General features: G+C 65.7%; 24 protein-coding genes. All 24 read left to right on the top strand.

Features of this window, described 5'->3' with window-relative positions; all coding sequences use genetic code 11:
• The first annotated feature begins 3 nt into the window (after window positions 1–3).
• The 24 genes from flgF (at window position 4) to flgK (ending at window position 23,273) form a co-directional block, all read left to right on the top strand.
• On the top strand, window positions 4–726 hold the full coding sequence (gene flgF / locus D8676_RS10740; protein ID WP_121580859.1) for a flagellar basal-body rod protein FlgF: 723 nt from the start codon (window positions 4–6) through the stop codon (window positions 724–726).
• 10 nt (window positions 727–736) lie between these two features.
• Window positions 737–2,140, top strand: a complete 1,404-nt coding sequence (gene fliI / locus D8676_RS10735; RefSeq protein ID WP_121580858.1) for a flagellar protein export ATPase FliI — start codon at window positions 737–739, stop codon at window positions 2,138–2,140.
• Window positions 2,118–2,774 (top strand): hypothetical protein, encoded by a 657-nt coding sequence (locus D8676_RS10730; protein WP_121580857.1) that lies wholly within the window; start codon window positions 2,118–2,120, stop codon window positions 2,772–2,774. The genes fliI and D8676_RS10730 overlap by 23 nt, the downstream gene beginning before the upstream one ends.
• A gap of 63 nt (window positions 2,775–2,837) precedes the next feature.
• The gene (flgB, locus tag D8676_RS10725; protein WP_121580856.1) at window positions 2,838–3,218 is read left to right on the top strand and encodes a flagellar basal body rod protein FlgB; all 381 of its coding nucleotides are present in this window, start codon (window positions 2,838–2,840) and stop codon (window positions 3,216–3,218) included.
• Between the two features lie 2 nt (window positions 3,219–3,220).
• A complete protein-coding gene (gene flgC, locus D8676_RS10720; protein WP_121580855.1) occupies window positions 3,221–3,637 on the top strand; it encodes a flagellar basal body rod protein FlgC in 417 nt (138 codons plus the stop codon).
• On the top strand, window positions 3,634–3,954 hold the full coding sequence (locus tag D8676_RS10715) for a flagellar hook-basal body complex protein FliE (protein ID WP_245426718.1): 321 nt from the start codon (window positions 3,634–3,636) through the stop codon (window positions 3,952–3,954). The genes flgC and D8676_RS10715 overlap by 4 nt, the downstream gene beginning before the upstream one ends.
• A 27-nt stretch (window positions 3,955–3,981) precedes the next feature.
• Window positions 3,982–4,770, top strand: a complete 789-nt coding sequence (gene flgG / locus D8676_RS10710; protein ID WP_121580853.1) for a flagellar basal-body rod protein FlgG — start codon at window positions 3,982–3,984, stop codon at window positions 4,768–4,770.
• Between the two features lie 4 nt (window positions 4,771–4,774).
• On the top strand, window positions 4,775–5,245 hold the full coding sequence (gene flgA, locus D8676_RS10705) for a flagellar basal body P-ring formation chaperone FlgA (protein WP_121580852.1): 471 nt from the start codon (window positions 4,775–4,777) through the stop codon (window positions 5,243–5,245).
• Window positions 5,242–6,510 carry a flagellar basal body P-ring protein FlgI gene (locus tag D8676_RS10700; RefSeq protein WP_183097055.1) on the top strand — a complete coding sequence of 423 codons (1,269 nt, stop codon included), beginning with the start codon at window positions 5,242–5,244 and terminating at the stop codon, window positions 6,508–6,510. Before flgA ends, D8676_RS10700 begins: the two co-directional genes overlap by 4 nt.
• 8 nt (window positions 6,511–6,518) lie before the next feature.
• Entirely contained in the window at window positions 6,519–7,115 is a 597-nt protein-coding gene (locus D8676_RS10695; RefSeq protein ID WP_121581087.1) for a MotE family protein, read from the top strand.
• Window positions 7,112–7,828 (top strand): flagellar basal body L-ring protein FlgH, encoded by a 717-nt coding sequence (gene flgH, locus D8676_RS10690; RefSeq protein ID WP_121580851.1) that lies wholly within the window; start codon window positions 7,112–7,114, stop codon window positions 7,826–7,828. The genes D8676_RS10695 and flgH overlap by 4 nt, the downstream gene beginning before the upstream one ends.
• Window positions 7,828–8,346, top strand: coding sequence for a flagellar basal body-associated FliL family protein (locus tag D8676_RS10685; protein ID WP_121580850.1), 519 nt, complete (start codon window positions 7,828–7,830; stop codon window positions 8,344–8,346). Before flgH ends, D8676_RS10685 begins: the two co-directional genes overlap by 1 nt.
• Entirely contained in the window at window positions 8,343–9,074 is a 732-nt protein-coding gene (gene fliP, locus D8676_RS10680) for a flagellar type III secretion system pore protein FliP (RefSeq protein WP_121580849.1), read from the top strand. The genes D8676_RS10685 and fliP overlap by 4 nt, the downstream gene beginning before the upstream one ends.
• A gap of 193 nt (window positions 9,075–9,267) precedes the next feature.
• Complete coding sequence (locus tag D8676_RS10675) at window positions 9,268–10,359, top strand: flagellin (RefSeq protein WP_121580848.1); 1,092 nt, start codon at window positions 9,268–9,270, stop codon at window positions 10,357–10,359.
• A gap of 278 nt (window positions 10,360–10,637) precedes the next feature.
• Complete coding sequence (locus D8676_RS10670) at window positions 10,638–11,627, top strand: flagellin (RefSeq protein ID WP_121580847.1); 990 nt, start codon at window positions 10,638–10,640, stop codon at window positions 11,625–11,627.
• A 399-nt stretch (window positions 11,628–12,026) separates the two neighbouring features.
• Entirely contained in the window at window positions 12,027–13,022 is a 996-nt protein-coding gene (locus tag D8676_RS10665; RefSeq protein WP_121580846.1) for a flagellin, read from the top strand.
• Between the two features lie 294 nt (window positions 13,023–13,316).
• Window positions 13,317–14,954 (top strand): flagellar basal-body MS-ring/collar protein FliF, encoded by a 1,638-nt coding sequence (gene fliF / locus D8676_RS10660; RefSeq protein ID WP_121580845.1) that lies wholly within the window; start codon window positions 13,317–13,319, stop codon window positions 14,952–14,954.
• Complete coding sequence (locus D8676_RS10655; protein WP_121580844.1) at window positions 14,951–15,571, top strand: hypothetical protein; 621 nt, start codon at window positions 14,951–14,953, stop codon at window positions 15,569–15,571. The genes fliF and D8676_RS10655 overlap by 4 nt, the downstream gene beginning before the upstream one ends.
• Window positions 15,568–16,782, top strand: coding sequence for a MotB family protein (locus D8676_RS10650; protein ID WP_121580843.1), 1,215 nt, complete (start codon window positions 15,568–15,570; stop codon window positions 16,780–16,782). Before D8676_RS10655 ends, D8676_RS10650 begins: the two co-directional genes overlap by 4 nt.
• Window positions 16,779–18,065: a chemotaxis protein MotC gene (locus tag D8676_RS10645; RefSeq protein ID WP_121580842.1), complete on the top strand. Its 1,287-nt coding sequence runs from the start codon at window positions 16,779–16,781 to the stop codon at window positions 18,063–18,065. Before D8676_RS10650 ends, D8676_RS10645 begins: the two co-directional genes overlap by 4 nt.
• 8 nt (window positions 18,066–18,073) lie before the next feature.
• Window positions 18,074–19,414 (top strand): flagellar hook-length control protein FliK, encoded by a 1,341-nt coding sequence (locus tag D8676_RS10640; RefSeq protein ID WP_183097054.1) that lies wholly within the window; start codon window positions 18,074–18,076, stop codon window positions 19,412–19,414.
• Between the two features lie 245 nt (window positions 19,415–19,659).
• The gene (locus tag D8676_RS10635; protein WP_121580840.1) at window positions 19,660–20,328 is read left to right on the top strand and encodes a response regulator transcription factor; all 669 of its coding nucleotides are present in this window, start codon (window positions 19,660–19,662) and stop codon (window positions 20,326–20,328) included.
• Between the two features lie 190 nt (window positions 20,329–20,518).
• Window positions 20,519–21,778: a flagellar hook protein FlgE gene (locus D8676_RS10630; protein ID WP_121580839.1), complete on the top strand. Its 1,260-nt coding sequence runs from the start codon at window positions 20,519–20,521 to the stop codon at window positions 21,776–21,778.
• A gap of 37 nt (window positions 21,779–21,815) precedes the next feature.
• Window positions 21,816–23,273, top strand: a complete 1,458-nt coding sequence (flgK, locus tag D8676_RS10625) for a flagellar hook-associated protein FlgK (protein WP_121580838.1) — start codon at window positions 21,816–21,818, stop codon at window positions 23,271–23,273.
• Window position 23,274: the final 1 nt, after the last annotated feature.

Raw genomic sequence — 23,274 nt, 5'->3', positions numbered from 1 at the left:
GCCATGCAGAACGGCCTTTACGTCGCGCTCTCTTCCCAGATCGCGCTGGAGAAACGGCTGAACACCATCGCCGACAACGTCGCCAACGCCTCGACCATCGGCTACCGGGCAACCGGCGTTAGGTTCGAGGATGTCGTGACGGGCCTGGGCGACAAGTCGCTTTCCTTCGTCTCCTCGGGCGACACATATATGTCGAATGCCAGTGGCCCGCTACGCGAGACGGGCAACCCCTTCGACTTCGCCATCAAGGGCGACGCCTGGTTCGGCATCGAGACGCCGGCGGGCGTGGTCATGACCCGCGACGGGCGCTTCAGCCTCACCGAGAATGGCGAGCTTGTGTCGATCGAAGGCTATCCGGTGCTCGACGCCGGCGGCGCGCCGATCCAGCTTGATCCGCGCAACGGACCGCCGCGCGCCGGCGCCGACGGATCGCTGCGCCAGGGTGACAACCTGGTCGGCGCTCTCGGCCTCTACAATTTCGATCCCGGCGCCAATTTTGTCCGTTTCGGCAATTCCGGCATTGTGCCGAACGGCGAGCCAGAGCCCGTCGTCGACCGGATCGACGCCGGCGTGGCGCAAGGCTTCCTGGAAGAATCGAACGTCAACCCGATGCTGGAGATCACCCGCCTGATCATGGTGCAGCGCGCTTTCGAGAACGGCGCGGCGATGATCCGCGCCACCGAATCCTCCTATGGCGAAGCGATCAAGACCCTCGGCTCGAAATAGCGCTCTGTAGATGACCCTTTCGCTGCCGCCTTCGCGCTTTGCTCTCCCGGCACAGGACAGCCCGCTGGAAGCGCTCGACCGCGCCTGGCGGCGCGTCGCCGGCGAGCACACGCTTGTGCGCCGGGGCGGCCGCATCACCGAGGTTTCGCCGACTCATTTCCGGGTACGCGGCCTGTCGGACGTCGCACGGCTGGGCGACATGGTCGAACACCGCAGCCGCGCTGGCCTGCGTCATGGCGAGGTCGTGCAGATTTCTCCCGACGAGGTGCTGATCGCACCGTTCGAGCGCGCCGGCGATGCAGGCGTGGGCGACGCCGTCATCGATCTCGGTCCCTTCTCGATCCTGCCGCATGATTCCTGGCGTGGACGCGCCATCGACGCGCTCGGCCATCCGATAGACGGAGGTTCGCCGCTCGCCCAGGGGGACCCGGACGAGGCGGCGCTGATCGCACAGCCTCCCGCGCTGGCGCGCCAGCGTGTCGGCGACGGGTTCGCCACCGGCGTCAAGGTCATCGATATCTTCACGCCGATCTGCTTCGGCCAGCGCCTCGGCATCTTCGCAGGGTCCGGCGTCGGCAAGTCGACGCTGCTCGCCATGCTCGCCGCCGCCTCCGCTTTCGATACGGTGGTCGTGGCGCTGGTCGGCGAGCGCGGCCGCGAGGTGCGCGAGTTCCTGGAGGACACGATCGGCCCCGAATGCATGGCGAAAACCGTTGCCGTCGTCTCGACCAGCGACGAGAGCGCCATGATGCGCCGCCGTGCGCCCGACACCGCCATGCGCGTCGCCGAGCACTTTCGCCTGAAGGGTGATCGCGTGCTGCTCATTCTCGATTCGATCACGCGCTTCGCCCACGCCCTGCGCGAGGTCGCCACCGGCACAGGCGAGCCTCCGGTCGCGCGCGGCTATCCAGCTTCCGTCTTCACCGAATTGCCGAAGCTCCTGGAGCGCGCCGGCCCCGGCGTCGAGGGCTCGGGCTCGATCACCGCCATCATTTCCGTGCTGATCGACGGCGACGACCACAACGATCCCATCGCCGATTCCGTGCGTGGCATTCTGGATGGCCATGTCGTCCTCGACCGCGCCATCGCCGAGCAAGGCCGTTATCCGCCGGTCAATCCGCTTTCCTCCATCTCGCGCCTGGCCCCAAAGGCCTGGAGCGAAGACCAGCGCACGCTCGTTACCAGGCTGAAGGCAATGATCTCGCGCTTCGAATCGACGCGCGATATCCGTCTGCTTGGCGCCTACCAGCCCGGCGCCGACGCGGATCTGGATTCAGCCGTCAGACAGGTGCCGCTGATCTACGAGGCGATGACGCAGACGCCGCGTGACAGGCCGTCCGCCGACGCCTTCGCCGATCTCGCCCGTCATCTGAAATCGAGGGAGAAGCCGCATGTGGCCCCGCCGCAAGGCTGACCGTCTGATCGAGGACATGATCCGCGAGAACAAGCTTGTCGTCAACGAAGGCGCGAACATTGCGCCGCCGAAGCGGTCAAAATTGTTCGGCGCCGCCGCGGAGACGACCACACCCGCCCAGGAAGCCGGGCGCCGCGACCGTCGCAGCGATCTGACCCTTGCCGCGCTCGGCGTCACGCTCGGCCTGATCTGTGCGCTGTTCCCCTGGTACATCTTCTTCAATCCGGACGAGTTCGGCGTGCGCGCCATGCGCTTCGGCGGCAGCGGCGGCGGAACCGAGCCGATCGTGCTCGGCGCCCAGCCGGAGCGCGTCGGCGCGCCCGTCGCGATCCAGGAGCCTCCCCTGATCGAGCTGGATCTGCGCACAACCGGCACCGCCACAAGCGATCGCGCGGAGGAGGACGATGAAGACACGCTTGGCCTGGCCGAGCAGCCTTTCCCCGTGCCGGTCGCTTCGTTCCGTCTCGTCCAGATCGCCAACGGCCGCGCCATGATCGAGGACGACACCGGCCTCTTCGTCGTGCAGGCCGGCTCGGCGCTTCCCGACAGCACCCGCGTCAAGGCGATCGAGCAGCGCGACGGCCGCCCGGTGCTGGTTACCGATTCGGGAACGGTGCTGGAAATCTCCGAATAAGTTTCCCGCAAGGCCCGCGCAAGACTGACGGCCTAGTCTCCGGAAATCTGCCCGGAGATTCTCATGGAGTCCGTCAACCTTTTCGCCCTTGCTACGCAGCAGTCGCGGTGGCTTGCGGTGCGCCAGTCGGCGGTTGCGGGGAACGTCGCCAACGTCAACACGCCGGGCTATGTCGCGGTCGACGTCGAGCCGTTCGAGAAGGTCCTGGACAACACCGGTGTGAAGATGGCCGCCACGCAGGCCGGTCATCTCACCGGTCAGGCGACGGAATCCGGTTTCGCCGTCCGCGAGGAGGCGCGCGACCCTTCGCTTCTGCCTTCCGGTAACTCCGTAGTGCTGGAGAACGAGCTGCTCAAGGCCGGCGAGATCGGCCGTCAGTTCGAACTCAACACGGCGATCGTGAAGGCCTTCCACCGCATGCTCATGCTGACCTCCAAAGGCTGATCATGGACCCGCTCGCAGCCGCCCTGAAAGTCGCAGCTTCCGGCCTCGGCGCGCAGTCGGAGCGGCTTCGCGTCGTCTCGGAGAACCTCGCCAACGCCCAGTCCACCGGCTCCACTCCGGGTTCCGAGCCCTATCGCCGCAAGACGATCAGCTTTGCCGCCGAGCTCGACCGGGCCACCGGCGGCGCGCTTGTCGAAGTGAATGAGATCGGCCGCGACCTCGGCGATTTCCCGGTCGAGTTCATTCCCGGCCACGAGGCCGCGGACGACAGGGGCTACGTCAAGATGCCCAACGTCAACGTGCTGCTCGAAATGGCCGACATGAGCGAGGCCAACCGCTCCTATGAGGCCAACCTGCAGGTCATCAAGCAGGCGCGCGAACTCATTTCCATGACCATCGACCTGATGCGGAGCCAGTGATGATCTCAGGCATCGGCCCACTCGACTTCCGGAATATCGGCGGCGCGGGCGGCCTCGGCCAGGGCGGCGCCACGACTGCGGCCGGGGCGACGGATGCTGCCGGCTCCTTCGCCGCCGTGCTTTCCGATCTTGCGACCCGCACCGTCGACACGCTCGAGCATGCCGAGCAGGTCTCCGCACAGGGCCTGCAGGGCCAGGCCGACACGCGTGAGGTGGCCGACGCGGTAATGAGCGCCGAGCAGGCGCTGTCGGCGGCGGTCGCCATCCGCGACAAGATCGTCAGCGCCTACATGGAAATCAGCCGGATGTCGATCTGAGCGCGCCGTGCAGAAGGGTAAGCAGTCATGAAAGCACTCGCCATCGCCGCCACGGGCATGAACGCCCAGCAGACCAATCTCGAGGTCATCGCCAACAATATCGCCAACATCAACACTACCGGCTTCAAGCGCGCGCGTGCGGAGTTCTCCGACCTTCTCTACCAGGTGGACCGCATGCAGGGCGTGCCGTCCCGCGCCAACTCAAGTCTGGTGCCGGAAGGTGTCTCGATCGGGCTGGGCGTGAAGACCTCCGCCGTCCGCAACGTCCACGTGCAGGGCGGCCTCACCAACACCGGCAACAATCTCGATCTCGCCATCACCGGCAATGGCTGGTTCCAGATCGAGGGCGCCGAGGGCCAGACGCTCTATACCCGCGCTGGCTCGTTCAACACCAACGCGACCGGCCAGCTTGTCACCGTCGACGGCTTCAACGTCATCCCGGCGATCACCGTGCCGCCCGATGCGCTTGATATCGTCGTCAACAAGACTGGCCAGGTCTTTGCCCGCATCGACGGTCAGACCGACCTCCAGGAGCTTGGTCAGCTGACACTCGCCCGCTTCGCCAACGAGGCCGGGCTCGCGCCGCTCGGCGATAATCTCTTCCAGGAGACCGCCGCCTCCGGCCCCGCGACCATCGGCGTCCCCGGCGATCCGGGCTACGCGACCATCGAGCAGGGCTATCTGGAAAACTCCAACGTGGACCCGGTGAAGGAGATCACCGAGCTGATCTCGGCCCAGCGCGCCTACGAGATGAACTCCAAGGTCATCCAGGCTGCTGACGAGATGGCCGCCGTGGTCTCCAAGAACATCCGGTGATTTTATGGCTAGGTGGCTTCCGGGCAAGGCTTCATTCGCGATCGTCGCGCTCGCGCTGTTCGTCGGCGTGCTGCCGGCGCGCGCGCAGGAGGTCGTGCTGATCCCCAACCGCGTGATCTATCCGGGCGAGGCGATCGACCTCGCCGCTCTCAGGGAAGTCACGCTGAAGCCCGGCAAGGTCATTCCGCCGGCGGTCGCGTTCCGCGTTCGCGAAATCGAGGGAAAGGTCGCCAAGCGCACCCTGCTGCCCGGCCGCTACATCCCGGCCGCCGCCCTGCGCGAGGCCTGGCTGGTCGAGCAGGGCGTTCCGGTGCAGGTGGTGTTCGTGTCCGGCTCGCTCACCATTTCCGCCTCCGCGGTCACCTTGCAGCCGGGCGCCGCCGGCGATTTCGTCAAGGTGCGCAACATCGACAGCGGCAAGATCTTCTCCGGCACGGTCATGGCCGACGGCTCGATCCGGGTAGGCGCTTCATGATCGGCAGGCATACGACGGCATTCCTGCTGGCATTCGCGCTGGTTGCTTCCCCTGCGGCCGGCGCCGATATGCTTGAGGCCGTCCAACCCGTGGTGCCCGGTGACGGCGTCTTCGTCGACGCTCGTTTCCCGCCGCCCATGGCCGGCGTGCCGCTCGGTCAGGAAGGTGCCGGCGCCTATGCGAAATTCCCGCCGGCGAGCAGCCAGCTGCCGTCGCACGGCGCAGCGGCGCGCATCAAGGACATCGCCCAGTTGCAGAGCGCCCGCGACAACCAGCTCGTCGGCTACGGCCTCGTCATCGGTCTGCAGGGATCGGGCGACAGCCTGCGCAATTCGCCTTTCACCGAACAGTCGATTCGCGCCATGCTGGAGAACCTCGGCATCGCCGGCGAAGGTGGCCGCGCCCGTGCCCGCAACGTCGCCGCTGTCATCGTGACCGCCAACCTGCCGCCCTTCGTCAAGTCGGGCGCGCGTATAGATGTCGGCGTGTCCTCGCTCGGCGACGCCACCTCGCTTGCAGGCGGCACGCTGGTGATGACGCCGCTCAAGGCCGCCGACGGCGAGATCTATGCCGTCGCGCAGGGACCGGTGTTCATCTCCGGCTTCAGCGCCCAAGGCGAGGCGGAAACGCTCACCCAGGGCGTGCCGACCGCCGGCCGCATCCCGAACGGCGCTATCATCGAGCGCGAGGTCGAGGCCAGCTTCGCCAATCAGTCGAACCTCGTCCTGCAATTGCGCAACGCCGACTTCTCCACCGCCGTCAAGGTCGCCGACGCCATCAACGCTTACACCGCCCAGCGCTTTGGCAAGCGTGTCGCGCATGAGCAGGATTCGCGGACCATCATCATCAAGCGGCCGGACAACATCTCGCCCGCACGCTTCTTCGCCGAACTCGAGAACCTCGTGGTCGAGGCGGATGCGCCGGCGCGCGTCGTCGTCGACGAGCGAACCGGCACCATCGTCATCGGCAGCGACGTGCGCATTTCGCGCGTCGCCATCAGCCACGGCACGCTCACGGTGCGCATCTCCGAGGCGCCGCGTGTCGTGCAGCCCGAGCCCTTCTCCGACGGCGAGACTGCGGTCGAGCCTTATACGGTGATCGACGCCACCCAGCCCGACGCCAAGGTCGCGGTGCTGGACGGACCCGATCTCGAAACGCTGGTCTCTGGCCTGAACCGGCTCGGCGTCAAGCCGGATGGCATCATCGCGATCCTGCAGGGCATCAAGTCCGCCGGCGCGATGCAGGCCGACCTGGTGCTCCAATGAGTTCCCTGATGAAATTCTCCCGTATCATGCAAGGCAGCCGAGCCGCCCTCCTCGTCTCGGCTGCCTTGCTCGCCTCGGCCGGCATTCTCGGCGCCACCGACATGGTCGTTGACCACATCGATGAGCCCGGCCTGCTCGAACAGGAAACCGTCGCCACCGACGCCGATTCGACGGGCGCGGTGAAACCCGTGCGCATTCCGCAGGAGAGCGGCACCGAGGTGGAGCGCTTCTGCTCCAACATCGCCGACGCCGCACGCGACCGCCGCTACGCGCTCCAGACCGAGGAGTTGCAGGCGCTGCAGCAGGAAGTCGACAAACACATAAAGCTGCTCGAGGAGAAACGCGCCGAATACGAGGCATGGCTGAAGCGCCGCGAGGAGTTCCTTGCCAAGGCGGAAGACGGTGTCGTCAAGATCTATTCCGGCATGCGGCCCGATGCGGCGGCCGAGCGCCTGGCCGAGATGGATGCGGCGCTTGCTGCGGGCATCCTGATGAAGCTCGAGGCGCGCAAGGCAGGCGTCATCCTCAACGAGATGGAGCGCAAGGCGGCAGCGATGCTGACCGGCGTCATGGCTGCTGCGTCGCGGAGAAACGATCCGACATGATCCGCGCCCCGTTCGCCACCCCTACCCTTGTCGTCCTCGCATTGCTTCTCGCCGGCTGTGGCAACAGCCTGCGCGAGGTCGGCGTCGAGCCGGCGCTCTCTCCCGTTGGAGCCGGCCTGGACGGCGTCCCGCCGCCGCCCGTCCAATATGCCGGTTACCCCGCGCCACCGCAGAAGCGCTTCTCGCTCTGGAACGACCGCCAGAGCAGGCTTTTCACCGATCCGCGCGCTCTGTCGCCCGGCGACCTCCTGACGGTGAGGATCAACATCAACGACCGCGCCCGCTTCAAGAACGAGTCCGACCGCAAGCGCATCGCTAGCCGCTCGCTCGGCGCGGCTCTGGACTATGAGTGGGACGGCGTCGGCTCGGGCGGCAGTCTCGACGGCAAGATCAACTCGGCGACCGCATCGGCAGGCGACGGCGAGACCAAGCGTTCCGAGGACCTGGAGCTTTCCATCGCAGCGGTGGTCGTCGAGGTGCTGGGCAACGGCAATCTCGTCATCCAGGGCTCGCAGGAGGTGCGCGTCAACGCGGAGCTTCGCGTCCTCACCATCGGCGGCATCGTGCGCCCGACCGACATCGGGCCCCAGAACACGATCTCCTACGAGCGCATCGCCGAAGCGCGCATTTCTTACGGCGGCCGCGGTCGCCTGACAGAGGTCCAGCAGCCGCCTTACGGCCAGCAGATCCTCGACCAGGTACTGCCCTTCTAATGGCGGCGGCGCCCAAAGATGCGGCGGCAGCCGCCGCGCTGGCGCCGAAGAGCGGCCCCTCGCTCGTCGTCCAGCTTGGCGCGCTGGTCGTCATGACCCTTGCCGCCGCCGGCATGGGCTGGGTGTCCGGCGGCTTCATGAATCCAGGAAAGTCGGGCGCTGAGGCAGCAGGGCATGCTCCGGCAGGTGCCCACGAAGCAAAGAGCGGCGGGCATGGCGACGCCCCTCCAGCCAGTGAAACTGTCGTCCCGCTCGGCGCCATAACCACCAGCATCGCCTCTCCGAGCGACGTCTGGGTGCGTATGGAAGTATCGATCGTGCTCGACAAGCCGCAGGGCGAGGAATTGCCCGGCGTCATCCAGCAGGATCTCCTGGCCTATATCCGCACCGTGAAGATGCACGAAATCGAAGGCGCAAGCGGCTTCCGTCATCTCAAGCAGAGTCTGGAGGAGCGCGCCGCCATCCGCAGTGACGGCCACGTGAAGCAGGTTCTCATCAGGACGTTGCTGTTCGAATGAAGCGCCTCGGCCTCGCCCTCCTTCTGCTTCTGGCTGGCGCCTCGGCCGCCGCCGCACAGCAGCTAGACCTCGGTGCCATCGGCCAGGCCGACGGCGCCACCATCGGCCGCATCATCCAGATGTTCGGCCTGCTCACCATCCTCTCGGTGGCGCCCGGCCTCCTGATCATGGTGACGAGCTTCACCCGCTTCGTCATCGCCTTCTCCATCCTGCGCGCCGGCATCGGCCTGCAGACCACGCCCGCCAACCTGGTCATCATCAGCCTGTCGCTCTTCATGACCTTCTACGTCATGGCGCCGACTTTCGATCAGGCCTGGAACAATGGCGTGCGTCCGCTGATGGACAACCAGATCGACGAGACCGAAGCCTTCCAGCGCATCTCCGATCCGTTCCGCGCCTTCATGGTCAGGAATGTCCGCGAGGAGGATTTCAATCTCTTCGCCGACCTTGCCCGCGAGCGCGGCGACACGGTCGAACGGGAAACCGTCGACCTGCGCGTGCTCGTTCCCGCCTTCATGATCTCCGAGATCCGGCGCGGCTTCGAGATCGGCTTCCTCATCGTCCTGCCGTTTCTCGTCATCGACCTCATCGTCGCCACCATCACCATGGCGATGGGTATGATGATGCTGCCGCCGACCGTCGTCTCGCTGCCGTTCAAGATATTGTTCTTCGTGCTGATCGACGGCTGGAACCTGCTCGTCGGCAGTCTGGTCCGCTCGTTCAGCTAGCGACCATCCCGATATTTTTTGCCGATCAGAAAGCGTTAACCATATCGGTTATGCTTTTCGCAGGCTTCCGCCCCCATAGTCCGGCGCGACTATGGCGGGTGATCCCGGGGACGCGATCATTGGCATGATGCCGTACCGTCATACCGGTTGGGCCGGTATGCAATTTTCCTGTAGAATTTAGGGTACGGGTACCATGGCCAGCATCATGACCAACGCTTCGGCGTTGACGGCTCTCCAGACTTTGAACGCCACCAACAAGACACTTGCCGTCACGCAGGCGCGCATCTCGACGGGCTACCGCGTCGCCGAGGCATCCGACAACGCCGCCTACTGGTCGATCGCAACGACCATGCGTTCGGACCACAAGGCGCTCTCGACCGTCCAGGATTCACTCGGCCTCGGCGCCTCCAAGGTCGACACCGCCTATACCGGCATGAACAAGGCGATCGACATCGTCAACGACATCAAGGTCAAGCTCGTGGCCGCCAACGGCGCCAGCGCGGCCGACAAGGCCAAGATCCAGGTCGAGATCAAGGCGCTGCAGGGCCAGCTGAAGAGCTACGCCGACGCCGCCACCTTCTCCGGCGCCAACTTCCTCTCGGTCACCTCCGACAAGACCGCGGCCGGCGCGGCCGCCGGCACCGCCGACGCGGTCCAGCAGGACATCAAGATCGTCGCTTCCTTCAACCGGTCGGCTTCAGGTTCGGTCTCGCTCGGCACGATCGACGTCAAGATCGAAGGCATCAAGCTTTTCGACAATGGCGCTGCCGCCGCAGTCAAGAACGACGGCATTCTCGACCGTACGACCTCGATCTGGAGCTCGACGGCGGCCCAGGCGGCTTACGACACCACCTACGCCACGACCGTGGCTGGTGGCGGTACCGACACCGCTGCGCATACCGCTGCGGCGACCGCCGCCGGAACGGCTGACAACACCGCGACGTCGATCGCCGGCATTTCCGTCCACAACCTCGACATCACCGCGAGCGGCGTGACGGACGGCTTCATCACCAGCATGATCGCCAAGGTGGAAGGCGCGCTGAAGGACATGACCAACGCCGCCACCAACCTTGGCGCGGCCAAGAACCGCATCGATCTGCAGAAGACCTTCACCACCAGCCTGATGGACTCCATCGAGCGCGGCGTCGGCCAGCTCGTCGATGCCGACATGAACAAGGAATCGACCCGTCTCCAGGCCCTGCAGGTCCAGCAGCAGCTCGGCATCCAGGCGCTGTCGATCGCCAACGGCAACTCGCAGTCGATCCTCTCGCTCTTCCGCGGCTGATCGCCGGCTCGACATTTACTTCCAGACTGGAAAGGGCCGCGCTTCAGCGCGGCCCTTTTGCGTTGAATGTTCCTCCTCGCCTTTCACCTGCGCCAACTCCAAAAAACCAGCAAAAATAATCCGTTAACCACACTGCTTATCCAATTCGCAGGGACTGCCTGCGATAGTGTCCACATATGGCGGGTTGATCTCGGGGGACGCGATCATTGGCATGATGCCGCACCGTCATACCGGTCGGGCCGGTATGCAAAAAAAATCTTGTAAAAGGTACGGGTATCATGGCCAGCATCATGACCAACGCTTCGGCGTTGACGGCTCTCCAGACTTTGAACGCCACCAACAAGTCGCTCGCTGTCACGCAGTCGCGCATCTCCACCGGCTATCGCGTCGCTGAGGCATCCGATAACGCCGCCTACTGGTCGATCGCCACGACGATGCGCTCGGACCACAAGGCTCTTTCCACCGTCCAGGATTCGCTCGGCCTCGGCGCCTCCAAGGTCGACACCGCCTACACCGGCATGCAGAAGGCGATCGACACGGTCAACGAGATCAAGGTCAAGCTCGTCGCCGCCAACGGCGCCAGCGCTGCCGACAAGGAAAAGATCGACGTCGAGATCAAGGCGCTCCAGGGCCAGCTGAAGAGCTACGCCGACGCCGCCACCTTCTCTGGTGCCAACTGGCTGTCGGTCGACACGACCTCCGGCCACGCCGCTGCCGGCACCTTCGACGACGTCAAGATCGTTGCCTCGTTCAACCGTAACGCCGCGGGCAGCGTCTCGCTCGGCACCATCGACGTCAAGGTCCAGGACATCAAGCTGTACGACAACGCTTCGGCGGCGACCGGCCTGACGGACGGTATCCTCGACGCGCATCGCCTCGGCACCACCGGCGCCCGTATCGCCGCTGGCGCGACTGTTGTCGCCGGCACCGACGCCGCTGGCGACACCTACACCGTGTCGAGCATGTCTGTTAAGGGCTTCTCGGACGCGCAGATTACCAAGCAGATCGCCGTCGTCGAGGCAGCGCTCAAAGAGATGACCAACGCCGCCACCAATCTCGGCGCCGCCAAGAGCCGCATCGACCTGCAGAAGACCTTCACCACCAGCCTGATGGACTCCATCGAGCGCGGCGTCGGCCAGCTCGTCGATGCCGACATGAACAAGGAATCGACCCGTCTCCAGGCCCTGCAGGTCCAGCAGCAGCTCGGCATCCAGGCGCTGTCGATCGCCAACGGCAACTCGCAGTCGATCCTCTCGCTCTTCCGCTAAACGCGGACAGAAATGGCGTCGGCTTGGGGGCAAGCCGACGCTTGGGGGGAGAGCCGTCTCAGGCTAAACTGCGAAACTGGGGATTTCGCCGGAACGGGCCGCGCCAAGCGCGGCCCGTTTTCGCATCAGGCAGCCTATGTTTCGGCCCTGCCGCACATGCGTCGCAGGCCGCTTTCCCGCACTCTGCTGCGCCGCTCCGCATGTCTCCCCTGCCGCCACGGCACGTTCATCCGCTTAATTCGCTGTTAACCATATGCATGTAGTCATGGTTAACCATCGCTTATGGCGGGTTGACCATGGTGGACCGGCGGCATGAGGCCGCGACCGACATGGATGCCACCTTCAGGCGATTGAGCCGGCTCACGGGCCGGGCGGGCTTCGAAGAAGGGGTGAGTAATCGTGTCAAGCATCATGACGAACGCTTCGGCGATGACGGCGCTTCAGAGTCTCAGCGCGACCAACAAGGCGCTGGAGACCACGCAGAACCGGATTTCCACCGGCTATCGGGTTTCCGAAGCGAAGGACAACGCCGCTTATTGGTCGATCGCCACCACGATGCGGTCCGACAACAAGGCTCTCTCGGTCGTCCAGGACGCGCTGGGCCTCGGTGCATCCAAGGTCGACACCGCCTACACCGCCATGAACAAGGTCATGGAGCGTGTGGACGAGATCAAGGTCAAGCTGGTCGCTTCTGTCGGCGCCAGCGCCGACAACAAGGACAAGATCCAGTCGGAGATCGCCGCCCTCCAGGCGCAGCTGAAGAGCTTCGCTGATTCGGCGAGCTTCTCCGGCACCAACTGGCTCTCGGTCGCTTCCACCGTCGCCGCCGGCAACCCGGCTGCCGGTACCCATGCCGACGCCGAGATCGTCTCTTCCTTTACCCGCGACGCCGCCGGCAACGTCGTGCTGTCGAAGATCAAGATCAACGTGCAGTCGATCAAGCTCTACGATTCGGCTGCGACCACGGCCGAGACGCGCGGCATCGTCGAGGGCCTGCGGCTCGCCACCTCCGGCGCGCGTGAGGACACAGCGACCGCCGGCGTCGCCGGCACCATCGCTGCGACTGACGGCTATGCGGTGTCGACGCTCACCGTCGTCGGCTTCACCGATGCCCAGATCACCCAGATGATCGCCGTCGCCGACCAGACGCTCGCCGAGATCGCCGACGCAGCCACCATGCTCGGCGCGGCCAAGAAGCAGATCGACCTCCAGAAGGAATTCACCACCAGCCTGATGGACTCGATCGACCGCGGCGTCGGCCAGCTCGTCGACGCCGACATGAACAAGGAATCGACCCGTCTGCAGGCCCTGCAGGTGCAGCAGCAGCTTGGCATCCAGTCGCTGCAGATCGCCAACGGCAACGCGCAGTCGATCCTCTCCCTCTTCCAGCGTTAGGCTCCGGAGCGGCACTGAATTAAGCTCCGGCCATTCGTCACACCGGTAAGCTTGAGAAGGGCCTGGTCCGCTTCCCGCAAGGGAGCGGACCAGGCCCTAGCCTTTTGTTTGGACTGCTCTTTTCGGCGATTGCATAACCGCATTTTCTTGGCCGGATCGCGTCCGGTTTCATCCTCGCACAAGCTTCGGACCATAGCCTGGACCGGTCGAAGCATCAGCTCCCTGAATCGGCCCGTGAATCGTGCGGCGTTTCGGTCGGCCGGATGCCCCGAAAGAGGATGCGGAGCAGGATAGTTGCCCGAACAGTTGAACGCCGTCGTCCAGAACCTGCGCGATTTCGGTCCCCGCCGACTGGCCCTCATGGGTGGCGTCGTCGCCCTGGTGCTCATCGTCATCGGCGTCGCTTCCGTCTACCTCAACCGTCCGGCCTACGAGACGCTCTATGTCGGCCTCGAACGATCCGACGTGAACCAGATCGGCCTGGTGCTCGGCGAGAGCGGCATCGGCTTCGACGTCGCCGCCGACGGCACCACCGTAATGGTGCCGGCAGGCAAGACCGCGCAGGCGCGCATGCTGCTTGCCGAGAAGGGCCTGCCGACCAGCGCCAATGCCGGCTACGAACTCTTCGACAATGTCGGCTCGCTCGGCCTCACCTCCTTCATGCAGCAGATCACCCGCGTGCGCGCGCTCGAGGGCGAGATCGCCCGCACCATCCAGTCGATCGCTGGCATCCGCGCCGCGCGTGTCCACATCGTCATGTCGGAGCGCGCCAATTTCCGCCGCGACGCGGAGAAGCCGTCCGCCTCCGTCGTCATCCGCTCTTCCGGGATGGACGCCGCGCGTGCCGCCTCGTCGATCCGCTACCTGGTCGCCGCTGCGGTGCCGGGCCTCGACGCCGAGGATGTCACCGTGCTCGATTCCTCCGGCACGCTGCTTGCCGCCGGCGACGATCCGAACAACACCAGCGTCAGCCGTTCGCTCGGCGTCGAGCGCACCGTCGAGACCCAGATCGAGGACAATATCCGCCGCGCCCTCGCGCCCTATCTCGGACCGGACAATTTCCGCGCCAGCGTAAAGGCGGAGGTCAACACCGACACCCGCCAGACCGAAGAGACGATCTTCGATCCGGAATCGCGCGTGGAGCGTTCCGTCCAGATCGTCCGCGCCCACGAGAACAACAGCCAGAAGGCGGCCGGCACGCCGGCGAGCGTCGAGCAGAACCTGCCCGAGGCGGACCTTACGCCGACCGACGGCCCGCAATCCTCCGAGCAGAGCGAGCGCAAGGAGGAGACTACCAACTACGAGATGAACTCGAAGCGCATCGCCACCGTCAGCAACGGCTATACGGTGACCAAGATGTCGATCGCCGTTGTCGTCAACCGCGAGCGGTTGAGCACCATCCTCGGCGAAGAAGCTACGCCCGAGAAGATCGCCGAGCGTGTCGCCGAGATCCAGAAGCTCGTCTCGTCGGCCACCGGCCTCAGCGAAGCGCGCGGCGACGTGATCGACGTTTCTGCGGTTGAATTCATCGACGGCCTGGACGGCGAGCCGATCGAGGCGCCCGGCATCATGGCCTCTGTCGGCAGGCATGCCGGCACGATGATCAACGCCGCCGCCTTCATCGTCGTCGTCTTCCTCGTTGCCTTCTTCGGCCTCCGGCCGATGGTCGCCGCCATCGGCAAGCCAGCCACGCCGGCGATCGCCGCCGGCCCAAGCTTCGACGAGGTGCAGCGCTCGCTGCCCGGCCCGGACGCCGCGGCTGAGGCACAGGCCGCGCTCACCAGCGGACGTCCAGGCCAGACGCCGCTCGACGAGCTGCGTCAGAAGCTGCGTCCGGCCCCGCAGGACCGCCTCGCCCGCATGGTCGACCTCAATGAGGAACGCACCGCGCAAATCCTGCGCAAATGGGCGCACCGGGAGGAGGCCGCGTGACGGCGCCCGCACTATTCGACGTCCTCAAGGATTTCGGGCCGCGGCCTCCTGCGGCCGCGGCCGCTTTTTCGGCGCAGGCTTATGTTGAACCGTCGGCGCCGCCGCAGCCGAGCGTCGAGGAGATCGTCCGCGCCGAGGTAGCCAGGGCGGAGGCGGCGATGGAGGAACGCCTGGCGCTCGCTCACGCCGCGGAACTCGATGCACTGCGCCAGGAGCACGCCGCCCAGGTCGACGAGATTTTCCGCGCCATCGGCGAGACCGCAGGCGAGACCATCGCGCTCCGTCTCGGCGAGATGGAGGACCGCATCGGCCATCAGGCTGCCACCGCCGCCGCCCGCATCCTCGGCTCCTTCCTCAGTGAGGAGTTGCAGAAACGCTCGATGGAAAGTCTCGCGCGCTCGATCCGCGCTGCCGTCGAGGAACGCGAGAGCTTCCGCATCGACATACGCGGGCCGCAGTCGCTCTACGAGGCGCTGCGGAAAGCGCTCGGCGACCAGGCCGGCAATTTCGGCTACGTCGAGGCGCCCGGCTTCGACCTCTCCGTCAGCATCGACGGCAATCTGTTCGAAACGCGCCTGTCCGAATGGTCGGCGGTCCTCTCGGAAATCCTCGAATGAATGTATCGGCAGGCGAAGAGCCGCGGCAGGAGATCATCATCGTCCGCCGCAACCACGACCACGACGAGGGTCACCATGGCGGCGTCTGGAAGATCGCCTTCGCCGACTTCATGACGGCCATGATGTGCTTCTTCCTGGTCATGTGGCTCATCAACGCCGCCAACGAGCAGACCAAGGCCGCGGTCGCCAGCTATTTCAATCCCGTCAAGCTGATCGACCGCAACTCGTCGAAGAAGGGCTTGGGCGACCTCGGCGAGAATCCGAATTCAGCTGGCCGCTCGGTCGAGCAGGCCGACCAGGCCAGCGCTGCAGGCGCGGGCGCCGGCGAGGCGAAGGAAACCTCCGAGCAGACCGTTGACGACAGCAGCCGGCTCCATTCGGACAAGTATCTCTTCTCCAATCCCTATGCCGTGCTTGCCGAGATCGCAGAGGAAACCGGCATGCTGCAGAATGTCAGCACGCAAGGCGACGGCGGCGCGCAGGTTTCCGGGCCGTCGACCGGCGCGCAGGGCGGCGAAGCCTATCGCGATCCCTTCGCGCCCGATTTCTGGACTCAGCAGGTGGTGAGCCGAGGCGAGACGGCTGAAGGCGAAAAGCCTTCCGGAACCGGTCTGCCGGCAAACCCCGAAAAACGAAGCGCGCCGAACGCCGAGGCCCCCGCCGATAGTGCGCCGCTGGAGCCGCTCGCCAAGGCCGCGCCGGCGGAAACGGCTAAGGCCGAGCCAGTCCAGGGCAAACCAGATCCGGCTGCCATCGAGGCCGCTGACGCCATCCGCAAGCAACTCGCGCAGTCGCTCGGGCCGGACAGCAAGCTCGCCGAAGGCCTGACCGTGGTCGCCGGCGAAAACGGCGTCACCATCTCCGTCACCGATCAGTTCGACTTCGGCATGTTCGAGGTCGGCTCCGCCGTGCCGCGCCGCGAACTCGTCCTCGCCATGGAGAAGATCGGCAGGATCCTCGCCGGGCAGAAGGGCACGCTCACCATCGACGGCCATACCGACGCGCGCCCGTTCCGCAACGAGACCTATGACAACTGGCGTCTCTCCACCGCGCGCGCCCACTCGGCCTACTACATGCTGGTGCGCGGCGGCCTCGACGAGAACCGCATCACCACCGTCGCCGGCCATGCGGCGCGCAGCCTCAAGGACAAGGCCGATCCGCTCGCCGCCTCCAACCGGCGCATCGAGATTCTGCTGGACGTCGGCGGATGATCAGGTCCGGCCTCGCAGGCTTGCTGGTGATCGGCGCGGCGTTTCCCGCCGTCGCCGACGACGTGCCTGTGGGCCTCCAGCCCTACCAGATCGTGCGTTCGCTCGAGCGGGTGCAGGACCGTCTCGCAGGCGGCGACCACGCCTCACAGCCGATGCAGCGCAGGCTCCTTGAAATGATCGACGCGCGCTTCGCGACCAGGGAGGGATCGCGCTTCGAGAACGAGCTCAACCGGCGCGCGCTTCTGGTCTATGCGATGAGCGGCGGTAATCCGGTCACGGTCGAGGCAGCGCTCGCCCGCCTCGGTCGGGACGATCCGAGCCGCAAGCTCGGCGAGAGCATCCTCTTCTACGTCAACGGCAAGCCCAAGCAGGCAATCGACGCTTTCGCCACCGTCGATCCGATGGCCTACTCGGCAGACATCGCCATGTACCTTGCCCTGGTGAAGGGCTCCATCCTTACCGAGACCGAACCCGCGCAGGCGCTGGCGCTGCTCGACCGCGCTCGGCTTCTCGCTCCTGGCACGCTTGTCGAGGAGGCCGCGCTCCGTCGTTCGGTCGCTGTCGCGGCCAAGCTCGGCGACGCCGAACGTTTCCTGCGGCTGTCGGAGCAATATGTCCGCGCCTATCTGCGCTCGCCCTATGCCAGCCAGTTCGCCGACGCCTTCGTCGCCGGCGTCGTCGCGCTCAACGCCACCGTCGACCGCCAGGCCGTGACCGACATCGCCGCCCTGATGGAACCCGAGCAGGAGAAGGTCATCTACCTTCGCATCGCGCGACGCGCCGCCATCGACGGGCTGATCGATTTCGCGGCTTTCGCCGCCACACGTGCCGAAAGCGTCGAGGACGATCCACGCGCCAAACTCTATTCCAGCCTGTCGTCGATGACATCGGGCTCGGTCGAGGACGTGCTGCACCGGCTTTCCCAGATAGACCGCAGCCGGCTGTCGGAAAGCGACCGCCAGCTTCTCGATGCCGCGAGCGCCGTCGCTAGGGAAATGAGTGTCGCACCGGCCGGGTCGACGCTCCCGCAAGAAAAGCCCGAGCCCGCGCCTGCGGTTCGTTCCGTCGCGCCGGAACCGGTTGCCACGGCAGCGCGCATTGGGACCTCCGGACACGACGCGGCGCAGCCCGCCCAGGCGCAAGCCGTGCCGGTTGCCGCCCCAGCGCGCCGCGATGCAGGCAAAAGCGTCGACACGACCGTGGATCGGGCCGAGGCGATGGTTGCCGATACGCGGGCAAAACTCGCTGACATAGACAGATTGCTGAAAGGCAGGCCGGAATGACGAGTGGAGTGAAACAGTCCTTGCCGCCGGTTCTGGCGCCGAAGACCGGCGCCGAAGGCAAGCCCGTCCGCAACCGCATGCCCCAAGCGGATTTCGCCGAGGCGCTCGGCATCGGTAAGCTTTCGAAGCAGCCCAACTCGGGCAACGCCAGGACCGACCTCCATGACATCGAGGCAAAATCTCTATGGCAGCGGCTGGCGGAAAAACTCGAGACCGCAACCGGTCGTTCGCAGGAGGTCGCCGCGGAACCGGAGACCGTAACCTCGCCGAAAGACCCCGGCTTGAAAAAGACGGCTGACGACGATGCCGTGGGCAAGCATCATGCAGGAAAGGCTGGCGAGCACCGTCAGGAAAGCGACGAGTTGGACGGACCACCAGCGGCGCGCCAGGCGGCCGAGACCACGCAGCCCGCCGCGATCTCGGCCTTTCCGCCAATCCCCGCTGCCTCACCCACTTCGGCAATGGTGACGGGCCAAGCCGAAACAGATCCCCTGCCCGATGCGGCCCCCGCACGCGAGGAAACGCCAGCGCTGCTCGACTGGACCGCTTCGGAGAAGACCAGGGCCGCTCCACCCGTCCCCGCCGAGCCCGTTCGGAAGCAGGACTCCGCCGCGCCTGTCTTCATGTCCATGGCGCGCGGCGAGCCGTCCGCACCCGTCCGTTACGAACCGGCTGCTGGTCCCGCAGCTGCCTCCGCGGAACAAACCCCCACTGCCCGGACACGCGCGAAGGACGCCTTGTCGGAGCCCCCCGCCGAGCCCGCGAAAGCGGCCCCGCGCATCACCATCGTCGCGCAACAGTCGATCCCGGCACCGCCGCCCTCGACCGCTTTCGTCCTGGTCGAATCCATTGCGACGAGCGACCTCCTCGAACCGGCCAGGAAGACGTCTGCGCTCGATGCGATTCACGCTTCCGCGACGCATGCTTCGGCTCGCTCGCTCAAGATCCAGTTGCATCCCGCCGAGCTCGGCATGGTGACGGCCACGCTGCGTTTTGCAGGAGAGCAGCTGTCGATCGAATTGCAGGTCGAGACTCACGACGCCTACCGCCATCTGTCGAGCGACGGCGACGCCATCGTGAAGTCGCTGCGCGACCTCGGCTACGACGTCGATCGCGTCACCGTCCTGCAACCGACGCTTGCAACGACGTCGGCCGGGCGTCCGGACAACGGCGCATCGATGCCGTCCGGACAGGGCCGCGCACCCGAACAGTCCGGCTTCGGCGCAACCGGTGACGGCAATGGCGGATCGGGAGGCCGGCAGCCCGGAGAAGACGGGAATTCAGGCCGCAGCGGGTGGCACGGTCCCGCAGCGCCGCGCGAGCAGCAGGGCAACGGCCTCTATATCTGACCTGCTGCTCCGGGCGGCAGTCCGATCCCCGTTGTTCCATCCTGCAACCTGAAGACGTTCGGGATTCCAGCCGCCCCTCCAGTTAGCTGCTCACCCCAGGCACGACGGGCATCTCCGGCAGCCATCCGACCCGTGATTTTTTGACCCCTCAAAAAAGGGGCACAAGAATTGTGGGTTAGGCAGGATTCCCGACAAACGGTACGCCTTTCCCGTCAGAGAAAAAACCTGATTCGGAGGGCGGGCCGATGATAGTGATCGTAGACGAGCGAGAGCTCGTACAAGAGGGATATAATTCACTTTTTGACCGTGAGGGCGTGGCGACCGCATCGTTCGGTTCCAACGCATTCGGCGAGTGGGTTTCGAGCGCGGCGGACGAGGACCTGAAGTCGGTCCGGGCGTTCCTGATCGGCGACTGCGACAAGGCGGCGGTGTCGCCCAAGAAGATCCGTGATCGAACCGGCGCGCCGGTCATCGCGCTCAGCGATCATCATTCGCTCGAGAACACGCTGATGCTCTTCGAGTCCGGCGTCGACGACGTCATTCGCAAGCCGGTCCACATCCGCGAGATCCTGGCGCGCATCACGGCGATCCGCCGTCGCGTGCAGGAGGAGCAGCAATACACCGACATCGGCGCCATGCGCATCTTCATGGACGGGCGTGAGCCCGAGATCGACGGCGAGCCGCTGCCACTGCCGCGCCGCGAACGCCGCATCCTTGAATATCTTGCGGCCAATCGCGGCCGCCGCGTCACCAAGTCCCAGGTCTTCAACGCGATCTACGGCATCTTCGATGAAGAGGTCGAGGAGAACGTGGTCGAAAGCCACATCTCCAAGTTGCGCAAGAAGCTGCGCGAAAAGCTTGGCTTCGACCCGATCGATTCCAAGCGGTTCCTCGGCTACCGGCTCGTCGGCTAGCCAGCGCATCGAAAAGTACCCGGCGGTTTTCGGATGAATCCAAAGCCCAGGGGAGTGACCGGGGCGGCGTAGGCGGCTTCGTCGTCGCTGCGCCGATGGCCAGGTCGGCCGCCTGTCGCAGCGCCAGTTTCGCGCAAGTCCAGTGACCTAATGTGTCCCCCTGGTGAAGTGAAGGTGGGGAGAAGCCACGATGAGTCTTTATGGAATGATGCGGACCGGCGTGTCCGGCATGAACGCGCAGGCCAATCGCCTGTCTACCGTCGCCGACAACATCGCCAATTCCGGAACCACCGGCTACAAGCGCTCTTCCACCGAGTTCTCTTCGCTCATCATCCCCTCGACCTCCGGCAACTACACGTCCGGTGGCGTCACCACCACGATCCGCACGTCGATCTCGCAGCAGGGCGATCTCAGATACACCAGCTCCGGCAGCGACCTCGCGATCAACGGCGACGGCTTCTTCGTCGTGCAGAATTCGAGCGGCACCCCTTATCTCACCCGCGCCGGCTCCTTCGTCCCCGACGGCCAGGGCAATCTGGTCAACGCCGCAGGCTTCTACCTGATGGGCTACAGCTTCGCCGCTGGTCCGCCCGCCGCCACGGCGAACGGTTTCGGCGGCCTCGAGCGGGTCTCGATCGCGCAGAACCAGTTGCTCGCGGTTCCTTCCACACAGGGCCTCTTCGTCGCCAACCTGCCGGTCGGCGCCGACGATGTGCCGCTGGCGCAGCGCCCGTCGCAGAACGCCGCCAATGCTACCCCCACGCAGAAGACCTCGCTCGTCGTCTACGACAATCTCGGCTCCGAGGTGATGCTCGACATCCACTACACCAAGACCGGTCCGAACACCTGGGAGGTCGCGGTCTTCAATCAGGCGGGCGCGGCTCCCGGCGCACCCTTCCCCTATGCGCCCGGCTCGCTGCTCACCACCGCCAGCCTGACCTTCGACGCCACCACCGGCAAGCTCACCGCGCCGACCGGCGGCGTCAACGTCGCGGTGCCCAATGGCGGCACCTTCAATCTTGATATCTCGGGCCTGACGCAGCTCGGCATGGAATATACCGAGCTCAGGGTCGAGGCTAACGGCAACGCGCCATCCGGCATCGAGAGCATCGAGATCGGCTCCGACGGCACCATGTACGCGCAGTACGAGAACGGCTCCTTCCGCGAGCTCTATCGCATCCCGCTCGCCAATGTTCAGAGCCCCGACAGGCTGAACTCGCTTCCCGGCAACGTCTACACGCCGAGCGCCGACTCCGGCGATCTGCAGATGGGGTTCCCCGGTTCGGGAGGGCTCGGCGCCATGATCTCGGGCGCGCTGGAGAACTCCAACGTCGATATCGCCGAGGAACTCACCAACATGATCGAGTCGCAGCGCAGCTACACCGCCAACTCAAAGGTGTTCCAGACCGGCGCCGACCTGATGGACATCCTCGTCAACCTCAAGAGGTAGCCAGGGTTACGGAACCTAAAGGCTTCTGAAAGCTAGCATGTCGCTGTCATCTGCCCTCAGCATCGCGCAATCGTCGATCAGGAACACTGCCCGGCAGACCAGCATCGTTTCCCGCAACGTCCTGGAAGCTAACAACCCGGACTACAGCCGGCGCTCCGCCGTCCTCACCAACACGCCTGGCGCGCGCGCCATCGAGATCCAGCGCGCCGCCAACGAGCAGCTCTTCCGCCAGAACTTGACGGCGCTCTCCGCCTTCAACGGGCAGAGCACGCTCTTCAACGGCATGGAGCGGCTGAACCTTTCGATCAACGGCATCGAGAACGCCACCTCGCCGGCCACCGCGCTCGGCAAGCTGCAGGAGGCGCTGCAGCTCTATTCGGCCTCGCCGTCCAATCGCAATCTCGCCGAGAACACGCTCGACGCCGCGCGCCAGGTGGTGCGCACGCTGAACGACGGCACCAGCGCGATCCAGTCTTTCCGCGCCGTCGCCGACCAGGAGATTTCGACCGCCGTCGGAGAGCTGAACAACCTGCTCGCCGATCTGGAGAAGGCCAACAACGCGGTCATCTCCGGCACGCGTGCCGGCCGCGACATCTCCGACGCGCTCGACCAGCGCGACGCGACGCTGAAGAAGATCGCCGAATACGTGCCGATCTCCACCTATACCCGCAGCGACAACGACATGGTCGTGCTGACCAAGGACGGCTCGACGCTTTTCGAGACGGTGCCGCGCAAGGTCAGTTTCACGCCGACCGGCGTCTACTCCCCCGGCACGTCGGGCGGAAAGGTCTTCGTCGACGGCGTTCCGATCGATCTCGCGTCCGGCGGCAACACCAGCGCATCCGGCCGCATCGCGGGCATGATCCAGTTGCGTGACGGCGTCACCGTCACCATGCAGGGCCAGCTCGACGAGATCGCGCGCGGGCTGATCACCGCCTTCGCCGAAACCTCGCCCACCAATGCCCTTCCGGCCGCCGCCGGCCTCTTCACCTGGCTCGGTGCGCCGGCGGTTCCCGCCGCCGGCACGCTGGTCACCGGCCTCGCCGGCCAGATCAAGCTCAACCCCGCGATCGATTCGGCCCAGGGCGGCAATCCCGAACTGCTGCGCGATGGCGGCGCCAACGGCGCCGGCTATGTCCACAACACCGGCAACAACGCGTCATATTCCGGCCTGCTGATCTCCTTTGGCGACCGCATGAACGCGCCGATCGCCTTCGACCCCGGCGCAGGCATCGTTTCTTCCGCCAGCCTCAGCGATTATTCCACCGCCTCGATCGGCTGGTTCGACGGCATGCGCAAGGAGGCCTCGAACGCCGCCGATGCCAAGGAGGCGCTCGCCGTGCGCACCGCCGAGGCGCTTTCAAACGAGACCGGCGTCAACGTCGACATGGAAATGTCGCTGCTGCTCGACCTCGAACATTCCTACGAAGCTTCCGCGCGGCTGCTCCGTGCCGTAGACGAAATGCTCGCCGCTCTTCTCGCCGCGGTGAGGTAAG

Source organism: Mesorhizobium sp. YM1C-6-2 (assembly GCF_003666685.1).
Taxonomy (GTDB): Bacteria; Pseudomonadota; Alphaproteobacteria; order Rhizobiales; family Rhizobiaceae; genus Mesorhizobium_K.
The sequence above is the reverse complement of the archived record's forward strand: the minus strand, read 5'-3'. Positions and strand labels throughout refer to the sequence as shown.

Excerpts from the sequence above, each read along its gene's own strand:
- D8676_RS10670 (WP_121580847.1), top strand. The coding sequence starts at position 10,638 with ATGGCCAGCATCATGACCAACGCTTCGGCGTTGACGGCTCTCCAGACT.
- D8676_RS10730 (WP_121580857.1), top strand. The coding sequence starts at position 2,118 with ATGTGGCCCCGCCGCAAGGCTGACCGTCTGATCGAGGACATGATCCGC.
- D8676_RS10635 (WP_121580840.1), top strand. The coding sequence starts at position 19,660 with ATGATAGTGATCGTAGACGAGCGAGAGCTCGTACAAGAGGGATATAAT.
- flgK (WP_121580838.1), top strand. The coding sequence starts at position 21,816 with ATGTCGCTGTCATCTGCCCTCAGCATCGCGCAATCGTCGATCAGGAAC.
- fliP (WP_121580849.1), top strand. The coding sequence starts at position 8,343 with ATGAAGCGCCTCGGCCTCGCCCTCCTTCTGCTTCTGGCTGGCGCCTCG.
- D8676_RS10685 (WP_121580850.1), top strand. The coding sequence starts at position 7,828 with ATGGCGGCGGCGCCCAAAGATGCGGCGGCAGCCGCCGCGCTGGCGCCG.
- D8676_RS10645 (WP_121580842.1), top strand. The coding sequence starts at position 16,779 with ATGATCAGGTCCGGCCTCGCAGGCTTGCTGGTGATCGGCGCGGCGTTT.
- D8676_RS10700 (WP_183097055.1), top strand. The coding sequence starts at position 5,242 with ATGATCGGCAGGCATACGACGGCATTCCTGCTGGCATTCGCGCTGGTT.
- flgC (WP_121580855.1), top strand. The coding sequence starts at position 3,221 with ATGGACCCGCTCGCAGCCGCCCTGAAAGTCGCAGCTTCCGGCCTCGGC.
- flgB (WP_121580856.1), top strand. The coding sequence starts at position 2,838 with ATGGAGTCCGTCAACCTTTTCGCCCTTGCTACGCAGCAGTCGCGGTGG.
- D8676_RS10630 (WP_121580839.1), top strand. The coding sequence starts at position 20,519 with ATGAGTCTTTATGGAATGATGCGGACCGGCGTGTCCGGCATGAACGCG.
- fliI (WP_121580858.1), top strand. The coding sequence starts at position 737 with ATGACCCTTTCGCTGCCGCCTTCGCGCTTTGCTCTCCCGGCACAGGAC.
- D8676_RS10650 (WP_121580843.1), top strand. The coding sequence starts at position 15,568 with ATGAATGTATCGGCAGGCGAAGAGCCGCGGCAGGAGATCATCATCGTC.
- D8676_RS10695 (WP_121581087.1), top strand. The coding sequence starts at position 6,519 with ATGAAATTCTCCCGTATCATGCAAGGCAGCCGAGCCGCCCTCCTCGTC.
- flgA (WP_121580852.1), top strand. The coding sequence starts at position 4,775 with ATGGCTAGGTGGCTTCCGGGCAAGGCTTCATTCGCGATCGTCGCGCTC.
- flgH (WP_121580851.1), top strand. The coding sequence starts at position 7,112 with ATGATCCGCGCCCCGTTCGCCACCCCTACCCTTGTCGTCCTCGCATTG.
- D8676_RS10675 (WP_121580848.1), top strand. The coding sequence starts at position 9,268 with ATGGCCAGCATCATGACCAACGCTTCGGCGTTGACGGCTCTCCAGACT.
- flgF (WP_121580859.1), top strand. The coding sequence starts at position 4 with ATGCAGAACGGCCTTTACGTCGCGCTCTCTTCCCAGATCGCGCTGGAG.
- flgG (WP_121580853.1), top strand. The coding sequence starts at position 3,982 with ATGAAAGCACTCGCCATCGCCGCCACGGGCATGAACGCCCAGCAGACC.